Source organism: Streptomyces krungchingensis, assembly GCF_054729265.1.
In genome coordinates this window covers 315,955-339,493 of sequence record NZ_JBPUKY010000001.1, presented here as the reverse complement: position 1 = coordinate 339,493, position 23,539 = coordinate 315,955, and the positions used below count along the sequence as shown (strand labels likewise).

The following is a 23,539-nucleotide window of genomic DNA, read 5'->3' as shown; positions in this document are numbered from 1 at the left end:
CGGAGCCCAGGGAAGACGCTCAAGAGGCCGATGCGGGACAAACTGGGAGCTCAGCGGTGTGACCACCTCGCCAGCACGAGAAGTCATGTCGCCCGACGGGTTGTTGCGCAAACGGGCGGCGAAGTGCGAGGCGATCGTCCGGCGCAGGCGCAGGCGCTTGTCGGTTGCCTTGCCCGGCAAAAGGAAAAGGCAAGGAGAACTCTCTCCTTGCCACTCTCAACATATAGCGCACCAGGGGGCTTGCGGCAAGACCCGGGTCACGGCGCAGAATCGTCGGCCGATGCCACAACCTGCGGAAATGAGGGCACGAGGTGCGTGAGCTGTTGTCGACGTACGGGGGACGCGGTGACGTCGAACCAGTGGTGGGACCGGCGGTGTGGCGGGTGCTCGGCGCGGAGGTGCGACGGTGCGCGCCGTCGGACAGGGCCGAGTGGCCGGCCGGCGCGTCGAAGGGGAGGCGACCTGGGACGAGGACGCGCCCGGCACGGCGTACGACCGATCCCGGAGCGTCGGTGATTCGATCGGCCACCGCGGTGCGACGGAGCACGGCTGTCTCGGAGGTGTCGGAATGAACGAGCGATACGTCGTGGATCTTCACGAGGTCGACGAGACGCAGGTCGCGGTCGTCGGCGGCAAGGGCGCGCACCTGGGCGGGCTGTCACGGATCGAAGGCATCCGCGTGCCGGGTGGCTTCTGCGTGACGACGGACGCCTTCCGGCGGATCATGGCGCAGGTGCCGTCGATCGACGAGCGGCTCGATCAGCTCTCGCGCTCGAACCCGGACGACCGGGAGGCGATCCGAGTGCTCAGCGCGGAGATTCGCCGGAGCATCGAAGAGAGCGTCGTACCGGGCGATCTCGCGGCGGCGATCACCCGCGCGCTCGCCCGGCTCGGTGAGCGGTCCGCGTACGCCGTCCGGTCCAGCGCGACGGCGGAGGACCTGCCCACGGCCTCCTTCGCCGGCCAGCAGGACACCTACCTGAACGTGGTGGGGCCCACGGAGATCCTCCGGCACGTCGGCCGGTGCTGGGCCTCACTGTTCACCGAGCGGGCCGTGATCTACCGTCAGCGGAACGGCATCGACCACCGCACGGTCCGCATGGCCGTGGTCGTGCAGCGGATGGTCTTCCCGGACGCGTCCGGCATCCTGTTCACGGCCGACCCCGTCACGGGCCATCGGAAGGTCGCCACGGTGGACGCCGGGTTCGGTCTCGGCGAGGCCCTGGTCTCCGGCCTGGTGAACCCGGACGTCTTCAAGGTGCGGGACGGCGAAGTCGTCGCCAGGACGATCGCCGCCAAACAGCGAGCCGTTCACGCCCTGCCGGCCGGCGGCACGCAGGAAGTGGTGATCGACGCGCACCGGCAGGAGCAGCCGGCGCTGACCGACGCACAGGCCGTAGAGCTCGTGCGGCTGGGGCGGCGGATCGAAGCACACTTCGGCAGCCCGCAGGACATCGAATGGTGCCTGGTCGACGACGGTTTCCGCATCGTCCAGAGCCGGCCGATCACGACACTGTTCCCCATCCCCGAGAGCGGCGATCAGGAGAATCACGTCTACGTCTCCGTCGGGCATCAGCAGATGATGACCGACCCCATGAAGCCCCTGGGGCTCTCCATGTGGCGGCTGACGGCCATGGCGCCGATGCACGAGGCCGGCGGAAGGCTGTTCGTCGACGTCGCCCGGCGCCTGGCCTCGCCCGCGAGCCGCGCCGCCCTGCTGGACGTCATGGGGAGAGGTGATCCGCTGGTCAGGGATGCTCTGGAGACCGTCCTCGGCCACGACGATTTCGTCCCGTCACTTCCGGACGCGGGTCCCGGCGGGCCGCCGGCAGGTGCTGCGTCCGCTCCGGTCGAGGCCGATCCGGCCATCGTCACCGAGCTGATCGAGCGCAGCCGGGCGTCCATCGACGCCTTGGAGCGAGACATCCGGACGAAGACCGGACCGGCGCTGTTCGACTTCCTGTTGGAGGCCTTCGAGGAGCACAAGCGAGTCCTCGGTGATCCGCTGAACATGCGGGCGATCATGGCGGGGATGGAAGCCACATGGTGGCTCAACGACAAGCTGTGGGAGTGGCTGGGCGAGAAGAACGCGGCGGACACGCTGACGCTGTCCGCCCCGGACAACGTCACGTCGGAGATGGGCCTTGAGCTGCTCGACGTCGCCGACGTGATCCGCCCGCACCCGGAAGTGGTGGCGTTCCTGCAGGGAGTCGAGGAAGAGGGCTTCCTCGACGAGCTGGCGAAGCTCCCGGGCGGGACCGAAGCGCGCGACGCCATCGAGGCCTACCTCGACCGGTACGGCATGCGCTGCGTCGGCGAGATCGACATCACGAGGCCACGGTGGCGCGAGTACCCCACCACGCTCGTGCCCGTGATCCTCGACAACGTCAGGAACTTCGAGCCGGGCGCCGCCGGTCGACGCTTCGAGCAAGGGCGGCAGAAGGCGCAGAAGATGGAACACGACGTGCTGGCGCGGTTGCGGGCCCTGCCGGACGGGGACCGGAAAGCCGACGAGGCCAAACGGATGATCGACCAGGTCCGCGCCTTCATCGGGTACCGGGAGTACCCGAAGTACGGCATCGTCAGCCGCTACTTCCTCTACAAGCAGGCGCTGTTGGCGGAGGCCGAGCGTCTCGTGCAGGCCGCCGTGCTTCCCGAGAAGGAGGACGTCTTCTACCTCACGTTCCAGGAGTTCCACGACGTCGTGCGCTCGCACCAGGTGGATGACCGGCTTATCCAGCGGCGCAAGGACGCGTTCCGGTCGTACGACGCGCTCACACCGCCCCGGGTGCTCACTTCGGAGGGTGAGGCCGTGACCGGGGCGTACCGGCGCGACGACGTCCCGGCCGGTGCGCTGATCGGCTTGCCGGTTTCCGCCGGGACCATCGAGGGACGGGCCCGCGTCATCCTCGACATGGCGGACGCCGACCTCGAAGCGGGCGACATCCTGGTCACCCCCTTCACGGACCCCAGCTGGTCGCCGCTGTTCGTCTCAATCGCGGGCCTGGTCACGGAGGTGGGCGGCCTGATGACCCATGGCGCGGTGATCGCCCGGGAGTACGGTTTGCCGGCCGTGGTGGGCGTGGAGCGGGTCACCCGGCTGATCCGGGACGGACAGCGGATCCGCGTGCACGGAACGGACGGGTACATCGAGATCCTGACCTGACCGACCATGCGGAGAAGCCCAGGAGGGTGCGTCCGCACGGCTCAGTGCCTGTGTTGGGTCCTTACATGACAAATTGAGTGGTCTGCTGATGCAGCTCAGGAGCTCCACGGCACCGTCGTGCTGTCTACGGATTGGGTCGGCAGTTGGGTGGTGGTGCGGGGTCGGTGAAGAGGAGGCCGGTTCGTTGGGCGGTCGCCTGTGCCCACGGGGTGGTGGCGAGAGTGCCGAGCAGGGCGATGGTGGCGCCGCAGGCAGTGATGATCCACCAGGCGGGGAGGCTGGCCTCGGCGAACGCTGTGGGGCTGCGATGGGTGGTGCTGTGCAGGGTCGTGGAGAGGAAGGCCCCGGTGACTGCGATGCCGAGGGCCTGGCCGACCAGTCGGCTGGTCATGATGACACCTCCGGCGACCCCGGACTGGGCGGGCGGCAGCCCGGAGACGACCATCTGCGTGACCGGGGTGAGGGCAATGCCGTAGGCGATGCCGTTGAGCGCGAAAGCGGCCATCAGGGCCGGGACCGACCCGGTTTCGGCGTCGGCGAGGGTATACATCAGTCCGCCGGCGGTCAGCGCCGCGCCGGCGATCAGGAGAGGAATCCGTGGCCCCAGGGCAGCGGTCAACCGTCCGGCGAGCGGTGCGAGGATCACGGTCATGGCTGTCATGGGCAGGAGCCACAAGCCTGTCTGCAGGGCGGACAGGTGCCGGGCGTCCTGCAAATACAGGGTGCTCAGGAAGAGGAAACCCGCGCCGGCCCCGACAGCGACCATGGCGATGAGGGCGGCGCTCGTGAACGGCACGCTGCGGAAGAACCTCGGATCGATCAGCGGATGACGGCGGTGGAGTTCATAGGGCACCAACGTCGTCAGGGCCGCGACGACCACGCAGATGCAGGCCAGGATGAGGGGCGTGTCCCAACCTTGTCCGGGCCCTTCGATGATCACGTAGACCAGCGCGGCGAGAAAGACAGTCATCAGCACCTGGCCGACGGGGTCGGCGCCACGGACCGTGGCCGTGCGTGACTCAGGTACATGACGGGTCAGAAGCAGCGCGATCAGGGCGACCAGAACACTGACCCAGAAGACGTAGCGCCATCCGAGGCTGTCCACCACGGCGCCGCCCAGCAACGGTCCCGCGGCCAGTGCGATGCCGGACGCGCTGCTCCATGTCCCGATGGCCCGGGCCCGCTCGGCTTCGCCGGAGAAGACCCCGGCGATGATCGACAAGGAGAGGGGGCTCAGCACGGCGGCACCGATCCCCTGCAGGACGCGGAAGAACACCAGCCATTCGAGCGTGGGAGCCACGGCGCACAGCGTCGAGCCCAGGACGAAGATGCACAGGCCGATGCGGAAGGTCCTTCGGTGCCCGGTCCGGTCGCCGATGGCTCCGGCTGACATCTGCAGGGAGCACAGGACCAGTCCGTAGGCGGCCAGAATCCATTGCAGTCCGGAGACTGAGGTGTGCAGGTCCCGCTGGATCATGGGAAGTGCCACATTCAGGGCGGTGAAGTCCAGGATGACGATGACGATGCTCGTCGAGCAGCAGGCCAGCACGAGCCGGCGACGGTGTGGACTGGTCCCTTCCGCGGCATGCTCGGACTGCTGCGGTGACACTCGCCCCGTTCCAGGGCGCCGGCCACGCTTTCTGGGCACTGCCGGCCTCCGGAGGTCGCCTTGATGCCCTGACTGCCGTCGAGGACGGTAGGGCGCAGGATCGCGTCGGTCGTAGGTGTAGGCGACGGTACCCGCAGGCAGCACGCCGGCCTTGCATGCCACGCGCCGGCGCAGAGGCCTCCCGCGCCGTCAGGCGTGAGACGCCGACGTGCGGGTGGCATGGGGTCCGTTGAGGTCGCGGCCTCGGTGAGGTCGGCGATGGTGTGGCCGCCGGTGGCGTGCTTTTTGAGGAGGTGGGCCCCTCGGCGGCGGCCCGGTAGGAAGCGTAGCCTTGGGCCATGGCCGCGTGTGAGCGGGTGATCGTGTCCTCTCAAGGCGATTTCACCTGGGTCACCATGAATCATCCCGAGCGCAGGAACGCCCTGAGCTGGGAGATGTTGCGAGAGCTGCAGAAATCCCTGACCGAGGTGGCCGGTTCCCGAGCCACGGGGATCGTGCTGGCGGCCAGGGGACCGGTGTTCAGTTCCGGGCACGACTTCGCTGACGTGCTGGCTCTGGACGTTCAGGGCGCCCGCGAGCTGCTGCAGCTGTGCACCAACGTGATGCGGCTGGTCGAGTCCGTCCCCCAGGTCGTGGTGGCCCGGGTACAGGGGTTGGCCACGGCCGCCGGGTGTCAGCTGGTGGCGTCCTGCGACCTGGCTGTGGCAGGTGACCGTGCTGGGTTTGCCCTTCCGGGCGGCAAGGGGGGCTGGTTCTGCCACACCCCTGCTGTGCCGGTGGCCCGCTCCGTCGGGCGCAAACGGCTTATGGAGATGGCCCTGACCGGTGACGTGATCGACGCCCGCACCGCCCTGGACTGGGGACTGATCAACCGAGTCGTACCCGACAGCGAGCTGGACACAGCGGTCGAGGAACTCCTCATCCGCGCCACCCGCGGCAGCGCGGCCAGCAAGGCACTGGGCAAACGCACCCTGTATGCGCAGCTGGACCGCCCTGAAGCAGACGCCTACGACATCGCTTGCCAGGTCATGGCCGATTCCTCACAGACTCCGGCGGCCCGTGAAGGCATCGCCTCCTTCCTCGATAAACGCCCACCCGACTGGCCCGAATAGCACCAATGTCGACCGACGCCATGCAGTTCGGCTGCCGGAGAGGTGCTCTGGGCGCGGGCAGGAAGGGACGCGGACACCACAGATGCCGTGCTCGGCATGCCCAGCGGACAGGCCGGCAGGTGCCGGCTGCCAGTCCGGGGAGAAGGTGCACCCTGACACCGGCGGGCCACGAGGCCGACGGGGCAATCGACCGGCGCACCCCGTGCGGGTCGAAAAGGGGGCGCGGCTGCGCCTGTCCGTGGCCGGTTGGGCACCACCGCCAGCGGCCACCTCTGCCCTGCGGCACGCTACGTCGCCCGATCATGTCGCCGAAGCCGGGGGCGGTCGTGGGCGCCAGCGGCTGGGGCACCGCCACAGGAGCGCTCCTGAGCGGGGCGGGTCTCCTCGTCAGGCCCAGCGGCCCTGCAAGTGCCGCAAGAGGATGGTCGCCGCTGCCGGCGCGGCTTTGACGAAACCCAGAAACGGGCCAAAGTCCTGTGCGGCTGCGAAGCCGGTGAGATAGAGGCCGGGAACGGTGGTCTGGAAGTTCTCGTCCAACACCGGGAACCCGTTGCGGGTGGCGATCCGCTCCAACAGACCGGCCAGGTAGGGGACCCGTGCCAGGTCGGGTGCGTACCCGGTGGCGAACACCACCTGATCAGCTGTCAGAGTTTCAGAATTGGACAGGGTGACATGCACGGTGTCACCGGTCGCGCCTCCGCCGGCGCGGACGACATCGGTGTCCGGCCACACCTGCACCACGGCGGGGTCCAGCCGGGCAGGCAGCCACGGTTCCAGAGTCGCCCGTCCGGCCTGCCAGCACCGCATCCCGATCGCTTCCCGCTCCGTGGCCGTCAGCCGACGCCACCACCCGGTGACCTGCAGGGTGCTGTCGACGTAGTCGTCGAAGAACGCCCAGCTCACCGGTTCGAAACGCGGAACGGGATGGCGGTGGACGATGTCGACGTGGTCGGCATCGTGCTCGGCCAGCAAGGCCGCCCACTCGTACGCGCTCTGCCGACCTCCCACGATCAGCACACGTCGGCCCGCCAGGTCGTCGAAACGGACCAGGTCACAGCTATGGGTCGCTCGACGGGCCGGCACACCGGCCGCCCACGGAGGCAACTGCCGGAAATAACGGACACCAGGAGCGGCGACCACGACCTCGGCACGCACCCGTCCGCCATCGGCGAGTTCCGCTTCGAACCCCGTCTCCCCCCGCGCGATGTCTTGCACCAGTCCGGGCCGGACCGGCACCTGCTTGACGCGGCGGAACCACTCGCCGTACTCGCGAAACAGTTCCACGGGGACGGGGAGGACCTCGTCACCGGTCAGCCCCTGCTCTTCCAGGTAGGCCTGAAGCGTGTGCACTCCCGTGGCGTCCAGATGCCAGTCGACCCCCGAGCGCAGCAGCATCCCGTCGGGCATGTGCTCATGCCAAAAACCCATCGGCCGTCCGACCACCTGGGCGTCAATGCCGTAATCGCGGGCGAGGGCAGCCGCTGAGAGTCCGAACGGTCCCGCACCAACGACGAGCACACGGGTGGAGAGAGTTTCGTCCATGGTCAGCTCCTTTCCGGCCTGCGGATCCGCGGGCACCAGCAGGTGCGTATGACGCGGCCGAGCCAGGACACCTCATGGCCCTCAGCCCCGGGCCTGGCCTGTGCAGACCCGGCAGGGTCCGCCCCCGCCGAGACACTCCCGTTCCCTCCCGCCATTCCACCGCACACGGCGCGCGCGAGCATCAGGGCCGTCGCGGACCGGCATCCGACAAGACCGTGAAGGGCTGATCAGTAGCCTGGTGTCCCGTACCACCCGGAAATGTGCGCCATCCTGCAAGTTTCTCTGAGCCACGCTGAGTCGCCGGCCCCGTGGTCAGGGGGTTCTCCCTCTTGGGTGCGCTTAATGCCCGTGTCACCGAGTGCCGGGTTCGCATCCGATGCCGCTGATCGGCGGCGCGACCTCGATCGCGAGCCGCCGGGCCGCCTCCGCCGCCAGGCAGCGGCGGCGGGCATAGAACGGTCGGGGAGCAGATCGACCAGACGGCGGGTTCCAACGTCCACGAGGACTGTGCCGTAGTGGCGGCCCCTGCAGGTGGCGTACTCATCGACGCCGACCACCCGCGGCCCGGGCACGACCGGCTCGAGCAGCGCGTCGATCAGGCGCAAGATCATGCTCAAGCTGACGGATACGCCGAGGACGGCAGCCAGCCGGGCGCCGGCACGGCCCGCCACGACGAGGCCGACCGCAGCCAAGGTCGAACGCAGCCGCTCGGTGCGCTGGCCGTACCTGCGCGTCAGGCCCGGTATCTGCCTCCACGAAGATCCGGCGCGGACACATGGCGTTCCCGCAATAGAACCGCCGGACCCGGAGTTGGAGGGCGACGCTCCGTCCGGCGCTTGGTACGTCTACGGAAAGCCGCAAGACCTGTGAACCGAGGTCGAGCAGGCCCCGCAAGCCGAGCAGGCCCCGCCGGCCGTGGTGCAGTGCACGTGAACGCGCACTGTCTCGGTATCCACGTCCACCGACGGCACTGCGATGTCCGCGATCGACGGGAACAACAGCTTCTCCAGCCGGAGCACGACCTCTTCCACAGCCCCGAACCGTCAGCCCAACCACCGTGACCACGGCTCATTTCCGGGCGAGTTCGAACGCTATCGGCGAAGCGCACCTGTCGTTCACGGCGTTCGCTGCACCAAGAAGTGGACCAGAGCCCCTGGAGGTGAACGAAGCCACACCACCGACAACCACAGCGCTACGTCGAACCGGTCAAAGGCGGACCAGGATCCGTCGACGTGGCTGCCGCCGAATGCCGACTGCCGGCGTACCTACATCACCAACTGGGTCGCCGACAGAACCCGCTACCGGTTGACCATCGACCCGACCGAGCAGAGCGCCCTTGCCGAGGTCTTGCCGCCTGCCCTGACTCGCCCATCACGGTCACCCTCACCCGCCAACCAAGCAGTCCTGGCCCGCCGCTACGGGGGAAGCGACGGGCCAGGACTCCCCCTACGGTGCCACACCCGCTCATCCGTGCGCAGCACCTCCCATGACGCCACCTCGCGTGCCGGACGGCACCCGGGCCGCGCCGCTGTTTGAGCTCTGCGGCCGGGGCCGCCACGTGAGTGGCAGGCTCGGCGAATCCCGAAACCGCAGAACTCCGTCGGTGCAGTTCCGTCGGTGCAGTCCCGCGTGGGGCCACCGTCCAGCCAGACTGTCGGTGAGGACCTGTAGCGTGACCGGAGAAGCAGCCTTTCGCCTCTCAGCCAGGACTTTCGGGAGCCTCACGTGGCCAAGGACGACGACTATCCGCCGCCAGGCAGGCGCCGGGCCACGGCCCCGCAGGCCAGCGTGGTGTGTGCCTCGTGACCTCCGCATACGGCAGGTTCATCCAGCAGATCCGTCTGGTCCCCGGCGTCGACGACAGTCGGTACCCGTTCAGCCTGCCCGCTGTGAGGCATCTCGCCCGTTCGGGCGCTCTTACGCTGCCGGCGGGTGTCACGTTCCTGGTGGGTGAGAACGGCACCGGCAAGTCGACGCTGATCGAGGCAGTCGCGGTGGCCGCAGGGTTCAACCCGGAGGGTGGCAGTCGAAACTTCCGGTTTGCTACCCGAGCCACCGAGTCCGTGCTGGGCAATCACCTGGTCCTGACCCGGGGGATCCGTAAACCCCGTACAGATTTCTTCCTGCGTGCGGAGTCCTACTACAACGTGGCCAGCGAAATCGAACGACTCAACCAAGCCGGGCCCCGGCCGCTGCTGCCCGCCTACGGCGGCGTCTCGCCCCATGAACGTTCTCACGGAGAATCGTTCCTCGATCTGGCCACCCACCGTTTCGGACCCGCCGGGCTCTACTTGCTGGACGAGCCGGAGGCCGCTCTCTCCGTCCAAAGCTGCCTCGCCCTCCTCACCCGCATGTACGACCTGATCGAGCAAGGCAGCCAATTTCTGGTCGCCACGCACTCACCGATTCTCCTCGCCCTTCCCGGCGCGACAATCATGGAGATCTCCGACGAAGGGATACTGGAGCAGGTCGACTTCGACCAGGCCCTCCCCGTGCGCCTGACACGCGAGTTCCTCGGAGCGCCGGGCCGGTTCCTGAGGAATCTCCTGGACACCGGTGAGAGCAACGGTACTCAGAACAGCTGGCACTGAGCAGGAGTTGGAGAGCTTCTTCAACTCGCCGCAGCAGAGGGAGGCGACGGGCCGCGACCGCCCCGCAGTTGGCCCCCTCCCAGATCGCGGCCCGGCATCGTCATGCCACTCCCCGCTACTGCTACCCCTCTGACACCAGCGACCTCGAATGGGCACTCCTGGAACGGCTCCTGCCGACGCCCGCCTGCCAGACCCCCAAGGGCGGGGCCCGGAGAAGTGGCCACGGCGCCGCATCGTCGACGCCATCCGCCACATCACCGACAACGGGGCGAAATGGAGGGCGCTGCCCGCCGACTTCGGCATCCCATGACGCACCGTGTTCGGCTACTTCGCCCGCTGGGCGAAGGCCGGCGCCCTGCGGCACGTTCTCGGCCAGCTCCGCCGCCGGCTGCGGCTGCTCAGGCGCCGGTGTCCCTGGCCGGTCCGGGTGATCGTCGACTCCCAATCCGTCAAAGGCGCGGAGACCGTGTCGAAAGCCACGCGCGGCTACGACGCGAACAAACACATAAACGGCAGGAAGCGGCATCTCCTCGTCGATCAGGACGGCCTGCTCGTCGACCTGCTTGTCACGCCCGCCTACGTCCAGGACCGGGACGCGGCCCGCGTCCTGCTGAGCCGCCTTCATGCCGAGCACCCCGAAATCGTCCTGGTCTGGGCGGACAACGGCTACGGCGGAGACGAGTTCAGCACCTGGGCCCAGGACACCCTCGGCATCACCATCAAGGTCGTGTCCCGGCCCAAGGGCGCCAAGGGCTTCGTCCTGCTACCCAAGAGGTGGGTGGTGGAGCGGTCGAACTCGTGGACGATGCGGGCCCGGCGCAACGCGAGGGACTACGAACGCCTCATGTCCCATGCCGAAGCCCACATCCAATGGGCCTTCATCACCCTCATGACCGGCCGCCTCACCCGGCGAAACCGCCGACCCGAGGCAGTTACGACCACCTTCACGGAAACCGCCTGGAGATCCCGCCGCTCGCCGTTCGGTTCGGCGTCCGCAGCACGCCGAACCGAACGGCAAACCCGATCACCGTCGCCCTCAACACTCCGTGACCTGCAGAAAGAGGATGTGACACAGGCACTCACGCCGGCGGTTCCGGGAGCAGGCCGGAACCGCCGTCCTGGGTACGGGCTTCGATCGCGTGCAGGACGGCCACCATGTCCTCGGCGCCGTGGCCGAGGGAGACGGTCTCCTGGAACAGTGAGTGGCAGACGTCGAGAAGCGGTGAGGCGAGGCCGTTCTTGCGGGCGGCCTCGGCGATCAGCCGGTTGTTCTTCAGGACGTCCAGCACCGCGGCCTGGACGGCGAAGTCGCGGGCGAGCAGTTTCGGCGTCTTCATCCGGGTGACCGCGCTGGCCATCGGTCCAGCGCCCAGGACGTCCAGGAACAGGTTCCGGTCCAGGCCCTGGCGCTCGGCGAAGTGGAAGGCTTCGGTCAGAGCGGTGACCTGGGCGATCAGGAACAGGTTCACCGACAGCTTCGTCAGCAGGGCGTTCGGCGCGGGGCCGCACACGAACGTCTCACGGCACAAGGGGCCGAGCAGCGGGCGTACTTGTTGCACGGCCTCCTCGTCGCCGGCCAGCATCGCCACCAACTCGCCCTTTTCCGCCGGGACTCGGGAACCCGAGACGGGTGCCTCGACGTAGCGTGCGCCCGCCGCACGGACATCGGCCTCCAGGCCCTGCGAGTACTCCGGCGAGGTCGTGCCCATGTGGACGACCGTGCTGCCGGCGACGCGCGCGGCGAACTGGGGAGTGCCGCGGCCCAGGACGGCGTCGATCGCGAGGTCGTCCGCCAGCATGACGATCACCACGTCGGCCCGCGCGAACACCTCCGCGGGGTCCTCCGCCACCACCGCGCCCGCCGCACGCAGGGGCTCGGTGCGGGCGGAGGTGCGGTTCCACACCACCAGGCGGGTGCCCGCACGGGCCAGGCGAAGCGCCATGGGCTGCCCCATGACCCCGAGACCGATGAAGCCGACGTCCACGAGCGCACCACCCTGCCCACGCGCGGCGGCAAGGTCGCCGCGTCCCGACTATGACAGCGGTCATAGTATCGGCCGTCATGACGACGGTCATAGAGTGGAGGCCTGGACGGGAGGCAGGCGATGGCGACGACCGAACGAGGCCCGCGCGAACGGATGGTGTTCAGCGCGGCGCAGCTCATCCGGCGCGACGGAGTCGCGGCAACGGGCATGCGGGACGTCGCGGCCCATGCCGAAGCGCCCCGCGGCTCGCTCCAGCACTACTTCCCCGGCGGCAAGGAACAACTGGTCAACGAAGCGGTCGCCTGGGCCGGCCGGTACGCGGGCAAGCGCGTCGCGCGCTTCATGGCCGGCATGACCGAACCGACCCCGGCCGGTCTGTTCGCGGCGATGGTGCGGCAGTGGACCGACGAGTACGAGACGCTCGGCTTCGCCGCCGGCTGCCCCGTCGCCGCGGCCACGGTGGACTGCGCCGAGTCGACGGAGTCCACACGCCGGTCCGCGGCCGAGGCGTTCGCCGGCTGGGCCGCCCCGGTCGCCCAGGCCCTCACGGACATGGACGTCCCGGCACAGCGCGCCGAGCCGCTCGCCACGCTCATGATCAGCGCCCTGGAGGGAGCGATCCTGATGGCCCGCGCGGAACAGGACGTACGCCCGCTGACGACCGTGGCGCGAGAACTCGGCCCCATGCTCGACCAAGCGGTACGGGGCGGCGGGCCGAGTCGCGGAGGTCCTCGGTAGGGGATAGGGGACCGGCCGTCCGGACCGTCGCGGCCGAGAAGGAGCCACGACGTCCGGGCCGCCGGAAGGGGCGTGATTGCGTCCGGAGGGCCGAGCCCGTCCTCGCGATGGCTGCGCCTGTTCGGGCGAACTATGACGGCAAACACGCATCGGGCCCGAGAAGCCATGGTTTCTTCGAAGAAATCCGGCTGAGAGAAGGGACCATGAAGTGTATTTGAGGCGTACCGCAACGGCCTTGTGTGCAGCCGCGCTCACCCTCCTGACCATTCCGGCCGACGCCCACGCCGCGGCAATCGCCTGCGGCGGTGGTACGTCGACCGGTCGCGTCGCCGTCAACGGCTGCATCAGCGCGCAGCGAGGAACGGTCGGCGCATTTCCCTCGCGCGAGATGACGGCACACATCAAGCTGCGAAACGCCGGCACGAGAGCACTGAACGTCTCCTACGAGGCATTCGCCCGCCCTGACGGTGGCTCCTGGGACAAAGTGGGCACCGGTCGCGCCTATGTCAGGGCCGGCGAGGAGATCGGTCCTGTCGAGGTGGGAAGCACGACCCGGGTGTGCGCTCCCGTGAGGGTCGAGATCCGGGTCCATGCCCGCGCCGACGGCGCCGCCTGGAGCAACTGGTCCACCGCAGCGACGAAGCAGTGCCAGACCTGACGACCGCTCCGTCGTCCGTGGCCCCGGCCGGTGTCCCGGCCGGGGCCACACGTGTATCCGGGCACAGGATCGCGGTCCATGTGCGCGTGCCCTTGAAGCACACAGGGGCTCGGTGGGGACCGACGACGCGCCCCGGCCTCCGCCGCCGACCGGGTGGCAACGGGCCGGTGGTTGGGCCACGTCGGTGACCCTCCGCAGGACGGGCCGTGCGGGGCGAGGCATCGTGCAGGGAGAGGCGTCGAGGGACGGGTGACCGTCCCGGCCCGGGCTGAACGGCCGTTGCACAGCCCGGCGTACGAACGCCGTCGCGCGGCGCCGAGCGCCGTATTCCGCCTGTTCCGTCTGTGAGGGAGGCCGTGCGTGCGAGCCGTCACTTCCCGTGCTCCAGCAGCCAGATATGCCGCTCGGGCGGCGTCGTACACGGCGGCGACGGCCGTCCTGCTGGTGCCGATACTCGGTGACTTCGCGCCCGACAGTCCGCAGACGCCGTCCGTGACGTCGATGCAGCAGGCGTTCGAGGATTCCGCCGCCGAGTACCGGGTCCCGAAGAGCGTGCTGCTCGGGGTGTCCTACGTGCAGTCCCGGTGGGACACACATGCCGGCGTCCCGAGCGTCAGTGGCGGGTACGGGCCTATGCACCTCACCGGCGCGCGCACCGCTCTGGCCCAGGCACACCAGAACAGTGCACCCCACGCCCAGGCAGGTTCGTCCGCCGCGATATCCGGCGCGCCTCTGCCCGAAGGGCCCCCGCCCGAGCAGATGACCACGCTGGAACAGGCGGCGAGGCTCGTGGGCATATCGTCGCGCAGGCTCCGTACGGATGCCGCCGAGAACGTGCGCGGAGGCGCAGCCTTGCTGGCGGACACCCAGCGGCAGCTCGGCAGACCGCTCAGCACCGACCCGGCCGACTGGTGGGGCGCGGTGGCGCGCTTCACCGGCACGACGAACAGCGTGACGGCAGCCGAATTCGCCGACGACGTCTTCGCGGTGATCCGTAAAGGGGCCCGACGCACCACGGACACCGGGCAGCAGGTCACACTCGCGGCCAGCCCCGGCGCCCGTCCGAACGCCTCGCAGACTCAGGCCGCCCGCCCGGCGAAGGCACCTCACACCGACGTCGAATGCCCGGCGACGCTCGCCTGCGACTGGATTCCCTCACCCCATGTGGAGTTCGGTGACGACCGGTACGGCAATCACGACCCCGCCGACCGTCCCAAGGACCAGAAGATCGACTACATCATCATCCACGACACGGAGGACACCAGCCCGGTCATGATCAAAACGGTGCAGGACCCCAGCGAGGCGTCCTGGCACTACACGATCCGTTCCAGCGACGGCAGCGTGATCCAGCACGTCAAGACCAAGGACGTCGCCTGGCAGGCCGGAAACCAGTTCATCAACGCCAGGTCCATCGGCATCGAGCACGAAGGATTCCTCACCCACCCGGACGCCTGGTACACGGAACAGATGTACCGCTCGTCGGCCCGACTGGTGTCCTACCTCGCCAAGAAGTACGGCATCCCGCTGGACCGCCAGCACATCCTCGGTCACGACAACGTGCCCGGGCCGACCGCTTCGACGATCCCGGGCATGCACGAGGACCCGGGACCTTACTGGGACTGGCGGCACTACTTCGATCTCCTCGGCGCACCACTGCGTGCCACCGCCGGCCCGAACAGCGAACTGGTCACCGTCCTGCCCGACTTCGCCTCGAACAAGCCGGTGTTCACGAACTGCGCCGGCGACGACGAACCCTGCCCGGCGCACGGGTCCAGCGCGGTAAGGCTGTACTCCGAGCCGAGCGAGGACGCCCCGCTGGTCCACGACGAGGGGAAGCATCCTGGGGGAGAGGACTCCACCTTCCGTGTCGCCGACATGGGAGCACGAATCTCCACCGGGCAGACGTACGCCGTCGCCGAGCGCCGAAGGGAGTGGACGGCCATCTGGTACCTGGGCCAGAAGGCGTGGTTCAAGAACCCGCCCGCACACCCGACGGCGGTCGGCGCCGCCGGACGGATGGTGACTCCGAAACCCGGCCTGGAGGACATCCCCGTGTACGGTCGCGCCCTCCCGGAGGAAGACGCCTACCCGGCGGACGTGCCCGTGCAGTCCGTCTCACCCCTGCCGTACGAACTGTCGGCGGGCCAGCGCTACGCCACCCAGGGCAGCACGACCGGCTCGTACGTCGACAGCGGGTCGGGCTTCGACAATGCACCACATCGGGTGGTCGTCGGCGACGACGTCTACTACGAGATCCAGTTCGGCTACCGGATCGCCTACGTCCGTGCCGACGACGTGGACGTGGTGCGCGCGGACGGCTGATGGCCGGCGGACCGTCACGGCGGGATCGTGTCGATCACGTCCCGCAGGCGCCGCAGCACTTCGCCGAGCTCGTCCCGGGGCGCTGTGGCGAGGGCCGGCCGCAGCGCTCGGGGGCGGTGGGGGCCGATGGCGAAGGCGTCCGCGGTGGAGACGAGGATGCCCTACGCACTCCAGTCGGCATCGCCGCCGCCCGCTCCCGCTGCTGCGGGGTCAGAACCAGTGCAGGCAGTGCGGCGGGCGTTCGGCGCGGAAGAGCGCGTCGGCGAGGGAAGCCGCGCCCGGGCGGTGGGCCTGGATGTGTCCGGCACGCACGAGCACGCTCGGGGTGGTGCCGCCGAGGTAGATCGAGCCCAGGTCGCTCACGTCCAGCGAGAGGTCGGGCTCCCGGTCCGACGGGACGCAGTCCGCTGTGCCGTCCCGTACGGTCAGCAGGTACCGGGCGTGCTCGCCGAGGAACGGGTCGCCGACGTCGAGCACGAGCTCGCCGTCCATGGACCACCCGCGTGCGGTCAGGGCACGCGGGACATCCAGCAGCCGCACCCAGAGCCAGTCGGTGTCGTTGCTCACCTGGCCGGCCCGGAAGTCCGCGAGCTGCCAGCGCAGTGGGTGCTCGGGCGGGACGTGCTTGAACACGACCTGGCCGACCAGGTCGTGTCCGAGGACGAACCGGGCCAGGGCCGTCGAGGCGACGTCGTCGACGGCGACGGTCTCGTCGACCGTCAGGGTGTCGGGCTCGCCGATGGAGTAACTGGCGTACCCGTCCGGGACGCCGTCGGGGTCCCGGTGGACGGCGACGTAGCGCGGCGCCGGGGAGACCGGGGGCTGCGTCGACAGGTGGCCCGGTCAAGCGAATTACGGTCGACTCGGCGCGGCTGGACAGAGCGCAGCCCGGTCCCGGAGGACCCGGCCCGGAGGGCGAGTCGGGTCCGACGGGCTCGGTGGCGGCGATCCCCCGAAGCCTCATGGCACGCAAGCAGGGGGCGGGGTATGGGGCCAACCTGGTCAGGACCTCGCCGCGAGGAGCACCGGGAACTACGGTACCTGGGTGACTGATCTTGAGGTTGTGGCACATGTGCCGGGCGGTGGACGTTCCGTTGAGCGGTTGGCCTGCCATCCGCGACTCCCCCTGGTGGCCGGTCTGGACTCGGAGAGACCGGCGGTTCACATCTGGGCCTGCGACGCGGGACAACTGCGCGAACTGGGCTCGATCGGTGCCGAGTCGGACGCCTACGGCGACGCGTTCGGCTGGGACCGGGCACAGCTGACCCCTGTCGTGGCATGGCATCCCCACAAGCCCCTGCTCGTGGTGGCGAGCGACAGCGGGGTGCTGCGGTGGACCCCCGACGGAGCACGCGAACTGAACAGCGTTCCTCCCACTGCCTCCTACCGCAGTCTGGTCTTCGGCCCGGACGGTCGGACGTTGTGGGCGTCGCCGGCGTCAGGCGACGAGGACAACGCATGGGAGAGCTCGGACGTCATCGACCTCACCTCGGGGACGGTCGGTTCCGGACCCCGATGGGACACGGGAGTCGCGGAACATCCCGCCGGTGCGCTGGTGGTCACGCTCGCCAGCGACCAAGGCGCGACGTACGGACTCTTCGCACGGGTCGACCATGACATCACGCCTGCCGTCATGCGTGTACTCCGCCGGGCGTTGATCCTGGACGCGGACGGCTACGAGACGCCGCTCTTCAGCGCAGACGGACGTCATCTCGCGATTCGCGGCAACGCATACGACAACTCGCTGGAGGTGTTCGAGTTTCCTTCCCTTCACCGGGTTCTGGCGACAACACTCGGCGAGCCCAGCCCCGGCTACCCGTACCCTCAGGAGTGGCTCGAACGGATGCGCGCCTGGTCCCGGCACAACATCGCGTTCGGATCCCGGCCCGGCGTGCTCTGGGTCGGAACACCCACCGGAACCCTGGTCGAAGTGGACCTCGGAGACGATCACGCGGTCGAGCACGACGTGCTGACCGGCACTCCCGTGTCCGCGCTCGGCGCCACGCCGACCGGCGAGCTGGTGGTCGCCGGCGGTGCGGGCGATCTTGTTCTCCTGTCCGTGCGCTCCGCCCCCGCGCAACCCCACACCACCGACGGGGCTGCCGCCGAGGCCGCAGCCACAGCGTTCTTGGAGTCCACGTCCGAGATTCCCGACGACGGTGACCTGGACGCACACCTCGTCGTCACCGACGGAGCCCGCACCTGGGCATCCGACGACCTGGCAGCGGTGACCACCGCCACCCCAACAGACCCCACCTGGCTGCAACTTCAAGCCGCCATCAACAACGTCCGCGACCAGGGCGAGTAGCCGGTCGAGCGTGAATGCCGACCGAGCCGTCCCGTCCGGCGGCGTCCTGGCGACAAATGATGCCGGTGGCGTAGCTCTGGCGCTGACCGGGTCAGTCGAGTCCGGCCCCGAGGCGACGCGCGAGATCGGTCAGATCTGCCACCCGCAGCACTCGTCCGCCGAACCCTGGCAGGGGGACATGCAAGGACTCGGTCCAGCGGGCAGGGATCGCTTCCCATCCGTAATAGGCGCCCGCGAGACCTCCGGTGACCGCGGCGACGGTGTCGGTGTCACCGCCGACGTCGATCGCCGCCCGAAGGGCATCCTCGAAACTGGTCGTAGTGCGCAGAGCCCAGACCGCCGTCCCCAAACAGGGCCAGACCGCGCCGTTGAACTCGGTCGCCTGGTCGGGATGCCAGTCAGCGGCAAGGACCGTGCCGTATCGCCGGCGGTGGCCGGGATCGACGAGGTCCAGAACGTCAGGGAGGGCGCGAAGGGGATCGGCGCCGGCCAGGCTGAGGCGCATGAGTTCATGGAATATGGCGGTGCCTTCCCAGGCGGCGCGATCGCCGTGGGTGAGGGCGGCGATGCGCCGCGCGGCATCCATCGTGACCGACCGGCCGCCCGGTGCAAAGTAGACCGCGGATGTCGACGCCCTCATCAACGAGCCGTTGCCGGCTGCCCGTTGGTTGACCTGGAAGTGAAGTCCGGCGGCGAGATCCCAGGGCATGTCGTTGGTCAGTACGTCCTCGGTCTGCAGGCCGATGTCTTTGGGCTCGGCTGCCGCCCACTGCTGGAAGCGAGCGAAGATGTCCGGCAGGTCCAGTCCGCCCCGCTGCAGTAGCGACTCGGCGACAAGAACGGCCATCTGCGTGTCGTCCGTGGCCTCGCCCGGTTCCCAACCGCCGCCTCCGCACATCTCGCCACCTGCCCCTGGCGCTGGAAATCGGGCGGAGAACGCACCCGGCGGACCGAACTCGAAGGGAGCTCCCAGGGCGTCGCCCACAGCTGACCCGACGACCGCCGCGACGGCTCGCTCCATACGTTCCATCGGCGCAGGCTATCCGCCTCACGCGACAGCGCACCCGCCATTTCAGGCGTCCATGGTCGAGGCCCGTGCCGCGGCCGGCCTCGATGAGCCGGCATCAGGGAGCCGCTGCCGAACGGCCAATGCCCTTTTGCGTCCTGGCGTCATTGCGCGTCACTTCCGCAGCCGTCCTCTGCGGTCGAGGGAGGCGCCCCGCCCCGGCTCGCGACGGGTGCCCGTTGGCGCAGCTGGGCTGCTTTGGTTGTGAGGTAGCGCTGCTCGGGGGCGTTGGTGGTGAGGGCCGCCGCCAGGCGGTAGTGATTCACTGCCGACATCGGCTCTCCCGCCATGTCCAGAAGGTGTGCGCGTACCGCGTGCACCCGATGATGGCCGGCGAGTGGGCCGCGGTCGTCGGTGTCGAGTCGGTCGAGCAGTGCCAGGGCGGCGCTCGGGCCGTCGACCATGGCGAGGGCGACCGCTCGGTTGAGAGTGACGAGCGGGCTGCCCGTCACGTGTTCGAGCAACTCGTAGAGGCCGTGGATCTGTGGCCAGTCGGTGTCCTCGGCGCGTGCGGCGTGGTTGTGGACGGCTGCGACGGCGGCCAGCAACCGGTACTCGCCGGGCCGTCCCTCGTTGGCGAACGTGCCGATGAGCAGCGCGACGCCCTCCTGGATCAGGCGGCGGTCCCAGCGCGTGCGGTCCTGTTCGGCCAAGGGGATCAGCTCGCCGTGCGGGCCGGTGCGTGCCGGTCGGCGTGCCTCGGTCAGGAGCATCAGGGCCAGCAGTCCGGCCACCTCACCCTCGGTCGGCAGGATCCGGTGTGCCTGCCGGGCCAGCCGGATGGCCTCACCGGACAGGTCCGCTCGGTGCAGCACCGGGCCCATGGAGGCGGTGTAGCCCTCGTTGAACAGCAGGTACAGCACGTGCAGTACGGAGCGGAGCCTGCCGGGCCAGTCCGGCGTACCCGGCGCGGGCACCTCGAACTGCACCGATGAAGCCTTCAAGCGCTGCTTGGCCCGGCTGACGCGCTGCGCCATCGTCGCTTCGGGCACCAGGTAGGCGGCTGCGATCTGGGCGGTCGTGAGGCCGCCGACGGCCCGCAGTGTCAGGGCGATCGCCGAGGCGGGTGTGAGCGTGGGATGACAGCACATGAACAGCAGCGCGAGGCTGTCGTCGGCAGCCGGGGCTTCGGGCCGGGCCGGTTCCCTTGCCACTCGTTCCTCGCGCCGTCGTCGTGCTGATTCGCTGCGCATCTGGTCGGTGTAGCGGCGCGTGGCGGTCTGCAACAGCCAGCCACGCGGATTCTCCGGCACCCCGTGTGCGGGCCAGTGGCGGGCGGCTGCGATCAGGGCTTCCTGGACCGCGTCCTCACATGCGTCGAAGTCGCCCAGCCGTCGCGCGAGCAGGCCGAGGACCTGCGGCGCCAGCGAGCGCAGCAGGTCCTCGACATCCGGGCGGTCGGTCACAGGTCGAACGCCGTGTCGTTCATCACCTGGCGCACCTCGACCGGCTGTTGGGTCGGAACCCCGCCGGGGCCGGGCACGGCCGAGATCCTGGCGGCGATCTCCAGGGCACGGGCCTCGGAGGCCACGTCGATGACATTGAACCCGGCCAGAACCTCCTTGGACTCCGGGAACGGGCCGTCGGTCACGACCGGGGCCGCAGCCCCGTCCGAGCGCACGATCCTGGCGCGACGCGGGTCGGCCAGCCCGGTGAACTGCACCATCTCACCGCTCGCGACGAGCTCCTTGGTCAACGCCTCGTAGTAGTTGAAGTGGGCCGTGATGTCGCCGGGAGCCCATTCGTCCATGGGCTCCTCGAACACTCCACCGTCGTGGTTGACCAGCAACAGGAACTTCGGCACGTGAACTCCTTGATCTTAGGCGCGCCCAGTGTGGCGCACTCGCCCCATGAACGGAGCCGCCGAGGGGTTCTCTACATCGCCCGTCAGGGAAATGAGGCAAGACGCTCATCCAGTCGCCGGCGCCGTGGGGTCTGGAGAGCCTCGACGGCCGAGGCAACGGCGGTTGGAGGTCGAGCCCGGTCTTGGCGGTGGGACCCCGCACAGGGAGGCAGGGGTGTCAGCGGCTGCCGTGCGGGCCGGTGTGGTCTCGTCGCCGTCCGCACGCCCTGCCTGTGAAGCCATGGTTTGTGCCCTCACTTCACCACTGATCCGCAGACGCCGATGCGCTGCGGCGTCTTCGATTCGTCGGGCCCGGTGTTGCTCTTGGTGGATGCTTCGAGCGCGAGGTCAACGGCCGTGCGGCCCGAAGCCACGAGAACGTTCGGCGCGAGCTGTCAGCATCGATCCGGCTGGAATCGCTGGTCCAGGGCTGTGACGACCACCTCTGCGGCACGCGCGACGAGTCTGTCGTCGTGGTCGGCATCGTGAGTGTCTCGGCTGGAGAGGATGACGATGACGACGGGGGCCGCCTGGGGCGGCCAGGCGATGGCGATGTCGTTGCGGGTTCCGTAGTCGGCGGAGCCGGTCTTGTCGCCGACCTGCCAAGTGTCCGGGACGCCGGCTCGGATGAGGTCGTCACCTGTGGTGTTGCGCTTGAGCCAGTCGATGAGCACTGCTCGCTTGTCGGTGTCGAGGGTGCGGCCGAGGCCGAATTCGCGTAGATCGGCGGCGAGGGCGCGCGGGGTCGACGTGTCGCGTCGGTCGCCGGGCGTGGCTTCGTTGAGGGCGGGTTCGTAGCGGTCGGCCCGGGTGGTGTCATCGCCCAGCGCTGCGAGGGCGGTCTGGAAGCCCTTCGGGCCGTTGAGCTCGTCGAACAGCAGGTTTCCCGCGGTGTTGTCGCTGTAGCGGACCGCGGCGTCGCACAGAGCCCGCAGGCTCATGCCGGTGTCCACATGCTGTTCCGTGACGGGCGAGTGGTCGACCAGGTCGGCTTTGGCGTAGTGGACGATCCGTTCGAGGTCTTCCAGACGGTTCTGGCCCAGCACTGCGGCGGCCGCCAGTGCCTTGTAGGTGGAGGCGTAGGCGAACCTCTCGTCCGCGCGATGGGTGACGATCGTGCCGCTACCGGTGTCGACCGCGAAGACAGCGAGCCGCGCATCGAACTCCCTCTCAAGGGCGGTGAAGGCGTGGTTCGCTGCCGTATGAGACCTCCCTGCGGCCGCGTTGGCGGTGGGGGCGCCGCTGCCGATGATCGGGGTGACGGCGAGGCCGGCCAACGCGGTCAGGGAAGAACGGCGCGTGAGGGGCATCGAAGTTCCTGTTCGGTGGCGTTGCTGCCTTTTGCTCTTGTCCGAGGCTATCTGCCGCGATCAGCTGCCGCGGACACGGCGCCACTGGGTTCAGAATGATCGGATCGCGGTCTCGTGGAAGAGTCAGTGTCAGTGCGCTGTGCGAGGGTCAGTCCCTGAACAGAGGGCTGGGCGACTCGGCGCTTCGACGTAGCACTGACCGTCATTCAGCGCGTTGATGTACGGGCTTGCCCGAGTGTGCTGGACTTCTGTGTACGACGAGCGAGGGGTGGCGGAAGTGATTCGCAAGCTGCAGGCGGTCGCGCTGGACTGCGCCGATCCGGTACGGCTCGCGGAGTTCTACGCGAGTCTGCTGGGCGGTCGGGTGGTCGTGGACCCGGAGGATCCGGACTGGGTCGAGGTGCACGGGTTCGAGGGGACGCCGTTGGCCTGCCAGCGGGTGGACGGATACCGGCCGCCCGAATGGCCTGGCCAGGAGCGCCCGCAGCAACTCCATCTGGACTTCGATGTGGACGACCTCGACGGGGAGGAAGAACGGGCCCTCGCCCTCGGCGCGACCGTGCTGGAGCGGACGGACCAGCTCCGCCCTGCTGCGAACTGGCGGGTCTACGCGGATCCGGCCGGTCATCCGTTCTGCCTGTGCCTCCACTGAGCGCGCCGGGCTCATCGCGGATGCCGAGGCGCGGGAGTGGGGCCCGGTGTCAGGGCTTCACTCTCCGCAGAGAGTATGTGCTGCGGGAGTCGGGGTCACCGAAGAAGAAGTAGATCTCAAGTGCCTTGCTGTCACTGCGTCGCAGCTCGAATGTCCAGATGTAGGTCCGGGGTATCTCTTCGCGACTCGGTAGTGGCTCCGATGGCTTGCCCGGCTCCGGTTTGCGCGTCGCGACCGCGGTGCGTGAGGTGAGCGACAGTTGGACGTGCTGGCCGTCGTTCCAGCCGGTCCGCTTGTCGGTCAGTTTCCAGTGCCCGGTGCCCGACAGCCGCCACCTGTCGTCGAAGTCCCACTCCTGTCCGTCCAGGACGCGGATCTCGGCCTTCCCGTCGGGCTTGAGGACAACTCTCGCTCGGTCGTAGCCGATCCATGTCCCCGTCACCTCTGCTCGCTTCACGCCGTGCAGTGCTGGGACCGATGAATACGCGCCCGGGTTGATGCATCCCGTCAGGGCCAGCAGGCCGGCGGTGAGCACCATGGGGCGCCGTCGGAGGAGGCCGGACGGGCTGGGTGGCACAGGTTCGCTCCACTCAGGACGGGCACACCGAACGGTGGCGAGTCGGCGGGACGCCGATCG

Annotated in this window: 16 protein-coding genes and 2 pseudogenes; 9 read left to right on the top strand and 9 right to left on the bottom strand. The window is 69.1% G+C overall.

The window, feature by feature from the left end; genetic code table 11:
- Positions 1-568 precede the first annotated feature (568 nt).
- A complete protein-coding gene (gene rph, locus ACSYGO_RS01600; protein WP_460385523.1) occupies positions 569-3,166 on the top strand; it encodes a rifamycin-inactivating phosphotransferase in 2,598 nt (865 codons plus the stop codon).
- Between the two features lie 124 nt (positions 3,167-3,290).
- Here rph and ACSYGO_RS01595 read toward each other — a convergent pair whose 3' ends face one another.
- Positions 3,291-4,775 carry an MFS transporter gene (locus ACSYGO_RS01595; protein ID WP_460385521.1) on the bottom strand — a complete coding sequence of 495 codons (1,485 nt, stop codon included), beginning with the start codon at positions 4,773-4,775 and terminating at the stop codon, positions 3,291-3,293.
- A 338-nt stretch (positions 4,776-5,113) separates the two neighbouring features.
- Here ACSYGO_RS01595 and ACSYGO_RS01590 point away from each other — a divergent pair, with 338 nt between their 5' ends.
- Positions 5,114-5,887 carry an enoyl-CoA hydratase-related protein gene (locus ACSYGO_RS01590; RefSeq protein WP_432187223.1) on the top strand — a complete coding sequence of 258 codons (774 nt, stop codon included), beginning with the start codon at positions 5,114-5,116 and terminating at the stop codon, positions 5,885-5,887.
- 387 nt (positions 5,888-6,274) lie between these two features.
- On the opposite strand, the gene ACSYGO_RS01585 is transcribed toward ACSYGO_RS01590, so the two are convergent.
- On the bottom strand, positions 6,275-7,429 hold the full coding sequence (locus tag ACSYGO_RS01585; protein ID WP_426679474.1) for an NAD(P)-binding domain-containing protein: 1,155 nt from the start codon (positions 7,427-7,429) through the stop codon (positions 6,275-6,277).
- Between the two features lie 1,802 nt (positions 7,430-9,231).
- Here ACSYGO_RS01585 and ACSYGO_RS01580 point away from each other — a divergent pair.
- Together ACSYGO_RS01580 and ACSYGO_RS01575 are read left to right on the top strand one after the other, a co-directional pair.
- Entirely contained in the window at positions 9,232-10,020 is a 789-nt protein-coding gene (locus ACSYGO_RS01580; RefSeq protein WP_460385519.1) for an AAA family ATPase, read from the top strand.
- Positions 10,021-10,336: 316 nt separating this feature from the next.
- Positions 10,337-10,852 (top strand): annotated as a pseudogene (locus ACSYGO_RS01575) (transposase); the annotation flags it as partial.
- Between the two features lie 247 nt (positions 10,853-11,099).
- Here ACSYGO_RS01575 and ACSYGO_RS01570 read toward each other — a convergent pair.
- On the bottom strand, positions 11,100-12,005 hold the full coding sequence (locus tag ACSYGO_RS01570) for an NAD(P)-dependent oxidoreductase (RefSeq protein ID WP_426679477.1): 906 nt from the start codon (positions 12,003-12,005) through the stop codon (positions 11,100-11,102).
- Positions 12,006-12,125: 120 nt separating this feature from the next.
- On the opposite strand from ACSYGO_RS01570, the gene ACSYGO_RS01565 reads away from it, so the two are divergent.
- The 3 genes from ACSYGO_RS01565 (at position 12,126) to ACSYGO_RS01555 (ending at position 15,723) form a co-directional block, all read left to right on the top strand.
- Complete coding sequence (locus ACSYGO_RS01565; RefSeq protein WP_460385518.1) at positions 12,126-12,743, top strand: TetR/AcrR family transcriptional regulator; 618 nt, start codon at positions 12,126-12,128, stop codon at positions 12,741-12,743.
- A 235-nt stretch (positions 12,744-12,978) separates the two neighbouring features.
- Entirely contained in the window at positions 12,979-13,401 is a 423-nt protein-coding gene (locus ACSYGO_RS01560) for a hypothetical protein (protein WP_426679479.1), read from the top strand.
- A 360-nt stretch (positions 13,402-13,761) separates the two neighbouring features.
- Positions 13,762-15,723, top strand: a complete 1,962-nt coding sequence (locus ACSYGO_RS01555; protein ID WP_460385517.1) for an N-acetylmuramoyl-L-alanine amidase — start codon at positions 13,762-13,764, stop codon at positions 15,721-15,723.
- Between the two features lie 210 nt (positions 15,724-15,933).
- Here the strand turns inward: ACSYGO_RS01555 and ACSYGO_RS01550 are convergent.
- Positions 15,934-16,548: pseudogene (locus ACSYGO_RS01550) on the bottom strand (sterol carrier protein domain-containing protein); the annotation flags it as partial.
- 220 nt (positions 16,549-16,768) lie between these two features.
- Here ACSYGO_RS01550 and ACSYGO_RS01545 point away from each other — a divergent pair.
- Positions 16,769-18,031 (top strand): WD40 repeat domain-containing protein, encoded by a 1,263-nt coding sequence (locus tag ACSYGO_RS01545; protein WP_460385516.1) that lies wholly within the window; start codon positions 16,769-16,771, stop codon positions 18,029-18,031.
- Positions 18,032-18,122: 91 nt separating this feature from the next.
- Here the strand turns inward: ACSYGO_RS01545 and ACSYGO_RS01540 are convergent, their stop codons facing one another.
- The 4 genes from ACSYGO_RS01540 to bla all read right to left on the bottom strand — a co-directional run bounded on the left by ACSYGO_RS01540 (position 18,123) and on the right by bla (position 22,250).
- Entirely contained in the window at positions 18,123-19,061 is a 939-nt protein-coding gene (locus tag ACSYGO_RS01540) for an ADP-ribosylglycohydrolase family protein (protein WP_460385515.1), read from the bottom strand.
- Between the two features lie 140 nt (positions 19,062-19,201).
- Positions 19,202-20,503 (bottom strand): RNA polymerase sigma factor, encoded by a 1,302-nt coding sequence (locus tag ACSYGO_RS01535; RefSeq protein ID WP_460385514.1) that lies wholly within the window; start codon positions 20,501-20,503, stop codon positions 19,202-19,204.
- A complete protein-coding gene (locus ACSYGO_RS01530) occupies positions 20,500-20,901 on the bottom strand; it encodes a YciI family protein (protein ID WP_426679483.1) in 402 nt (133 codons plus the stop codon). Before ACSYGO_RS01530 ends, ACSYGO_RS01535 begins: the two co-directional genes overlap by 4 nt.
- 434 nt (positions 20,902-21,335) lie before the next feature.
- On the bottom strand, positions 21,336-22,250 hold the full coding sequence (bla, locus tag ACSYGO_RS01525; RefSeq protein ID WP_460385512.1) for a class A beta-lactamase: 915 nt from the start codon (positions 22,248-22,250) through the stop codon (positions 21,336-21,338).
- 277 nt (positions 22,251-22,527) lie between these two features.
- Between bla and ACSYGO_RS01520 the strand changes: the two genes are divergently transcribed.
- Positions 22,528-22,902 (top strand): VOC family protein, encoded by a 375-nt coding sequence (locus ACSYGO_RS01520; RefSeq protein WP_426679485.1) that lies wholly within the window; start codon positions 22,528-22,530, stop codon positions 22,900-22,902.
- 49 nt (positions 22,903-22,951) lie between these two features.
- On the opposite strand, the gene ACSYGO_RS01515 is transcribed toward ACSYGO_RS01520, so the two are convergent.
- Complete coding sequence (locus ACSYGO_RS01515; protein ID WP_460385511.1) at positions 22,952-23,440, bottom strand: hypothetical protein; 489 nt, start codon at positions 23,438-23,440, stop codon at positions 22,952-22,954.
- Positions 23,441-23,539 lie beyond the last annotated feature (99 nt).

Excerpts from the sequence above, each read along its gene's own strand:
- rph (WP_460385523.1), top strand. The coding sequence starts at position 569 with ATGAACGAGCGATACGTCGTGGATCTTCACGAGGTCGACGAGACGCAG.
- ACSYGO_RS01590 (WP_432187223.1), top strand. The coding sequence starts at position 5,114 with ATGGCCGCGTGTGAGCGGGTGATCGTGTCCTCTCAAGGCGATTTCACC.
- ACSYGO_RS01585 (WP_426679474.1), bottom strand. The coding sequence starts at position 7,429 with ATGGACGAAACTCTCTCCACCCGTGTGCTCGTCGTTGGTGCGGGACCG.
- ACSYGO_RS01565 (WP_460385518.1), top strand. The coding sequence starts at position 12,126 with ATGGCGACGACCGAACGAGGCCCGCGCGAACGGATGGTGTTCAGCGCG.
- ACSYGO_RS01540 (WP_460385515.1), bottom strand. The coding sequence starts at position 19,061 with ATGGAACGTATGGAGCGAGCCGTCGCGGCGGTCGTCGGGTCAGCTGTG.
- bla (WP_460385512.1), bottom strand. The coding sequence starts at position 22,250 with ATGCCCCTCACGCGCCGTTCTTCCCTGACCGCGTTGGCCGGCCTCGCC.
- ACSYGO_RS01515 (WP_460385511.1), bottom strand. The coding sequence starts at position 23,440 with ATGGTGCTCACCGCCGGCCTGCTGGCCCTGACGGGATGCATCAACCCG.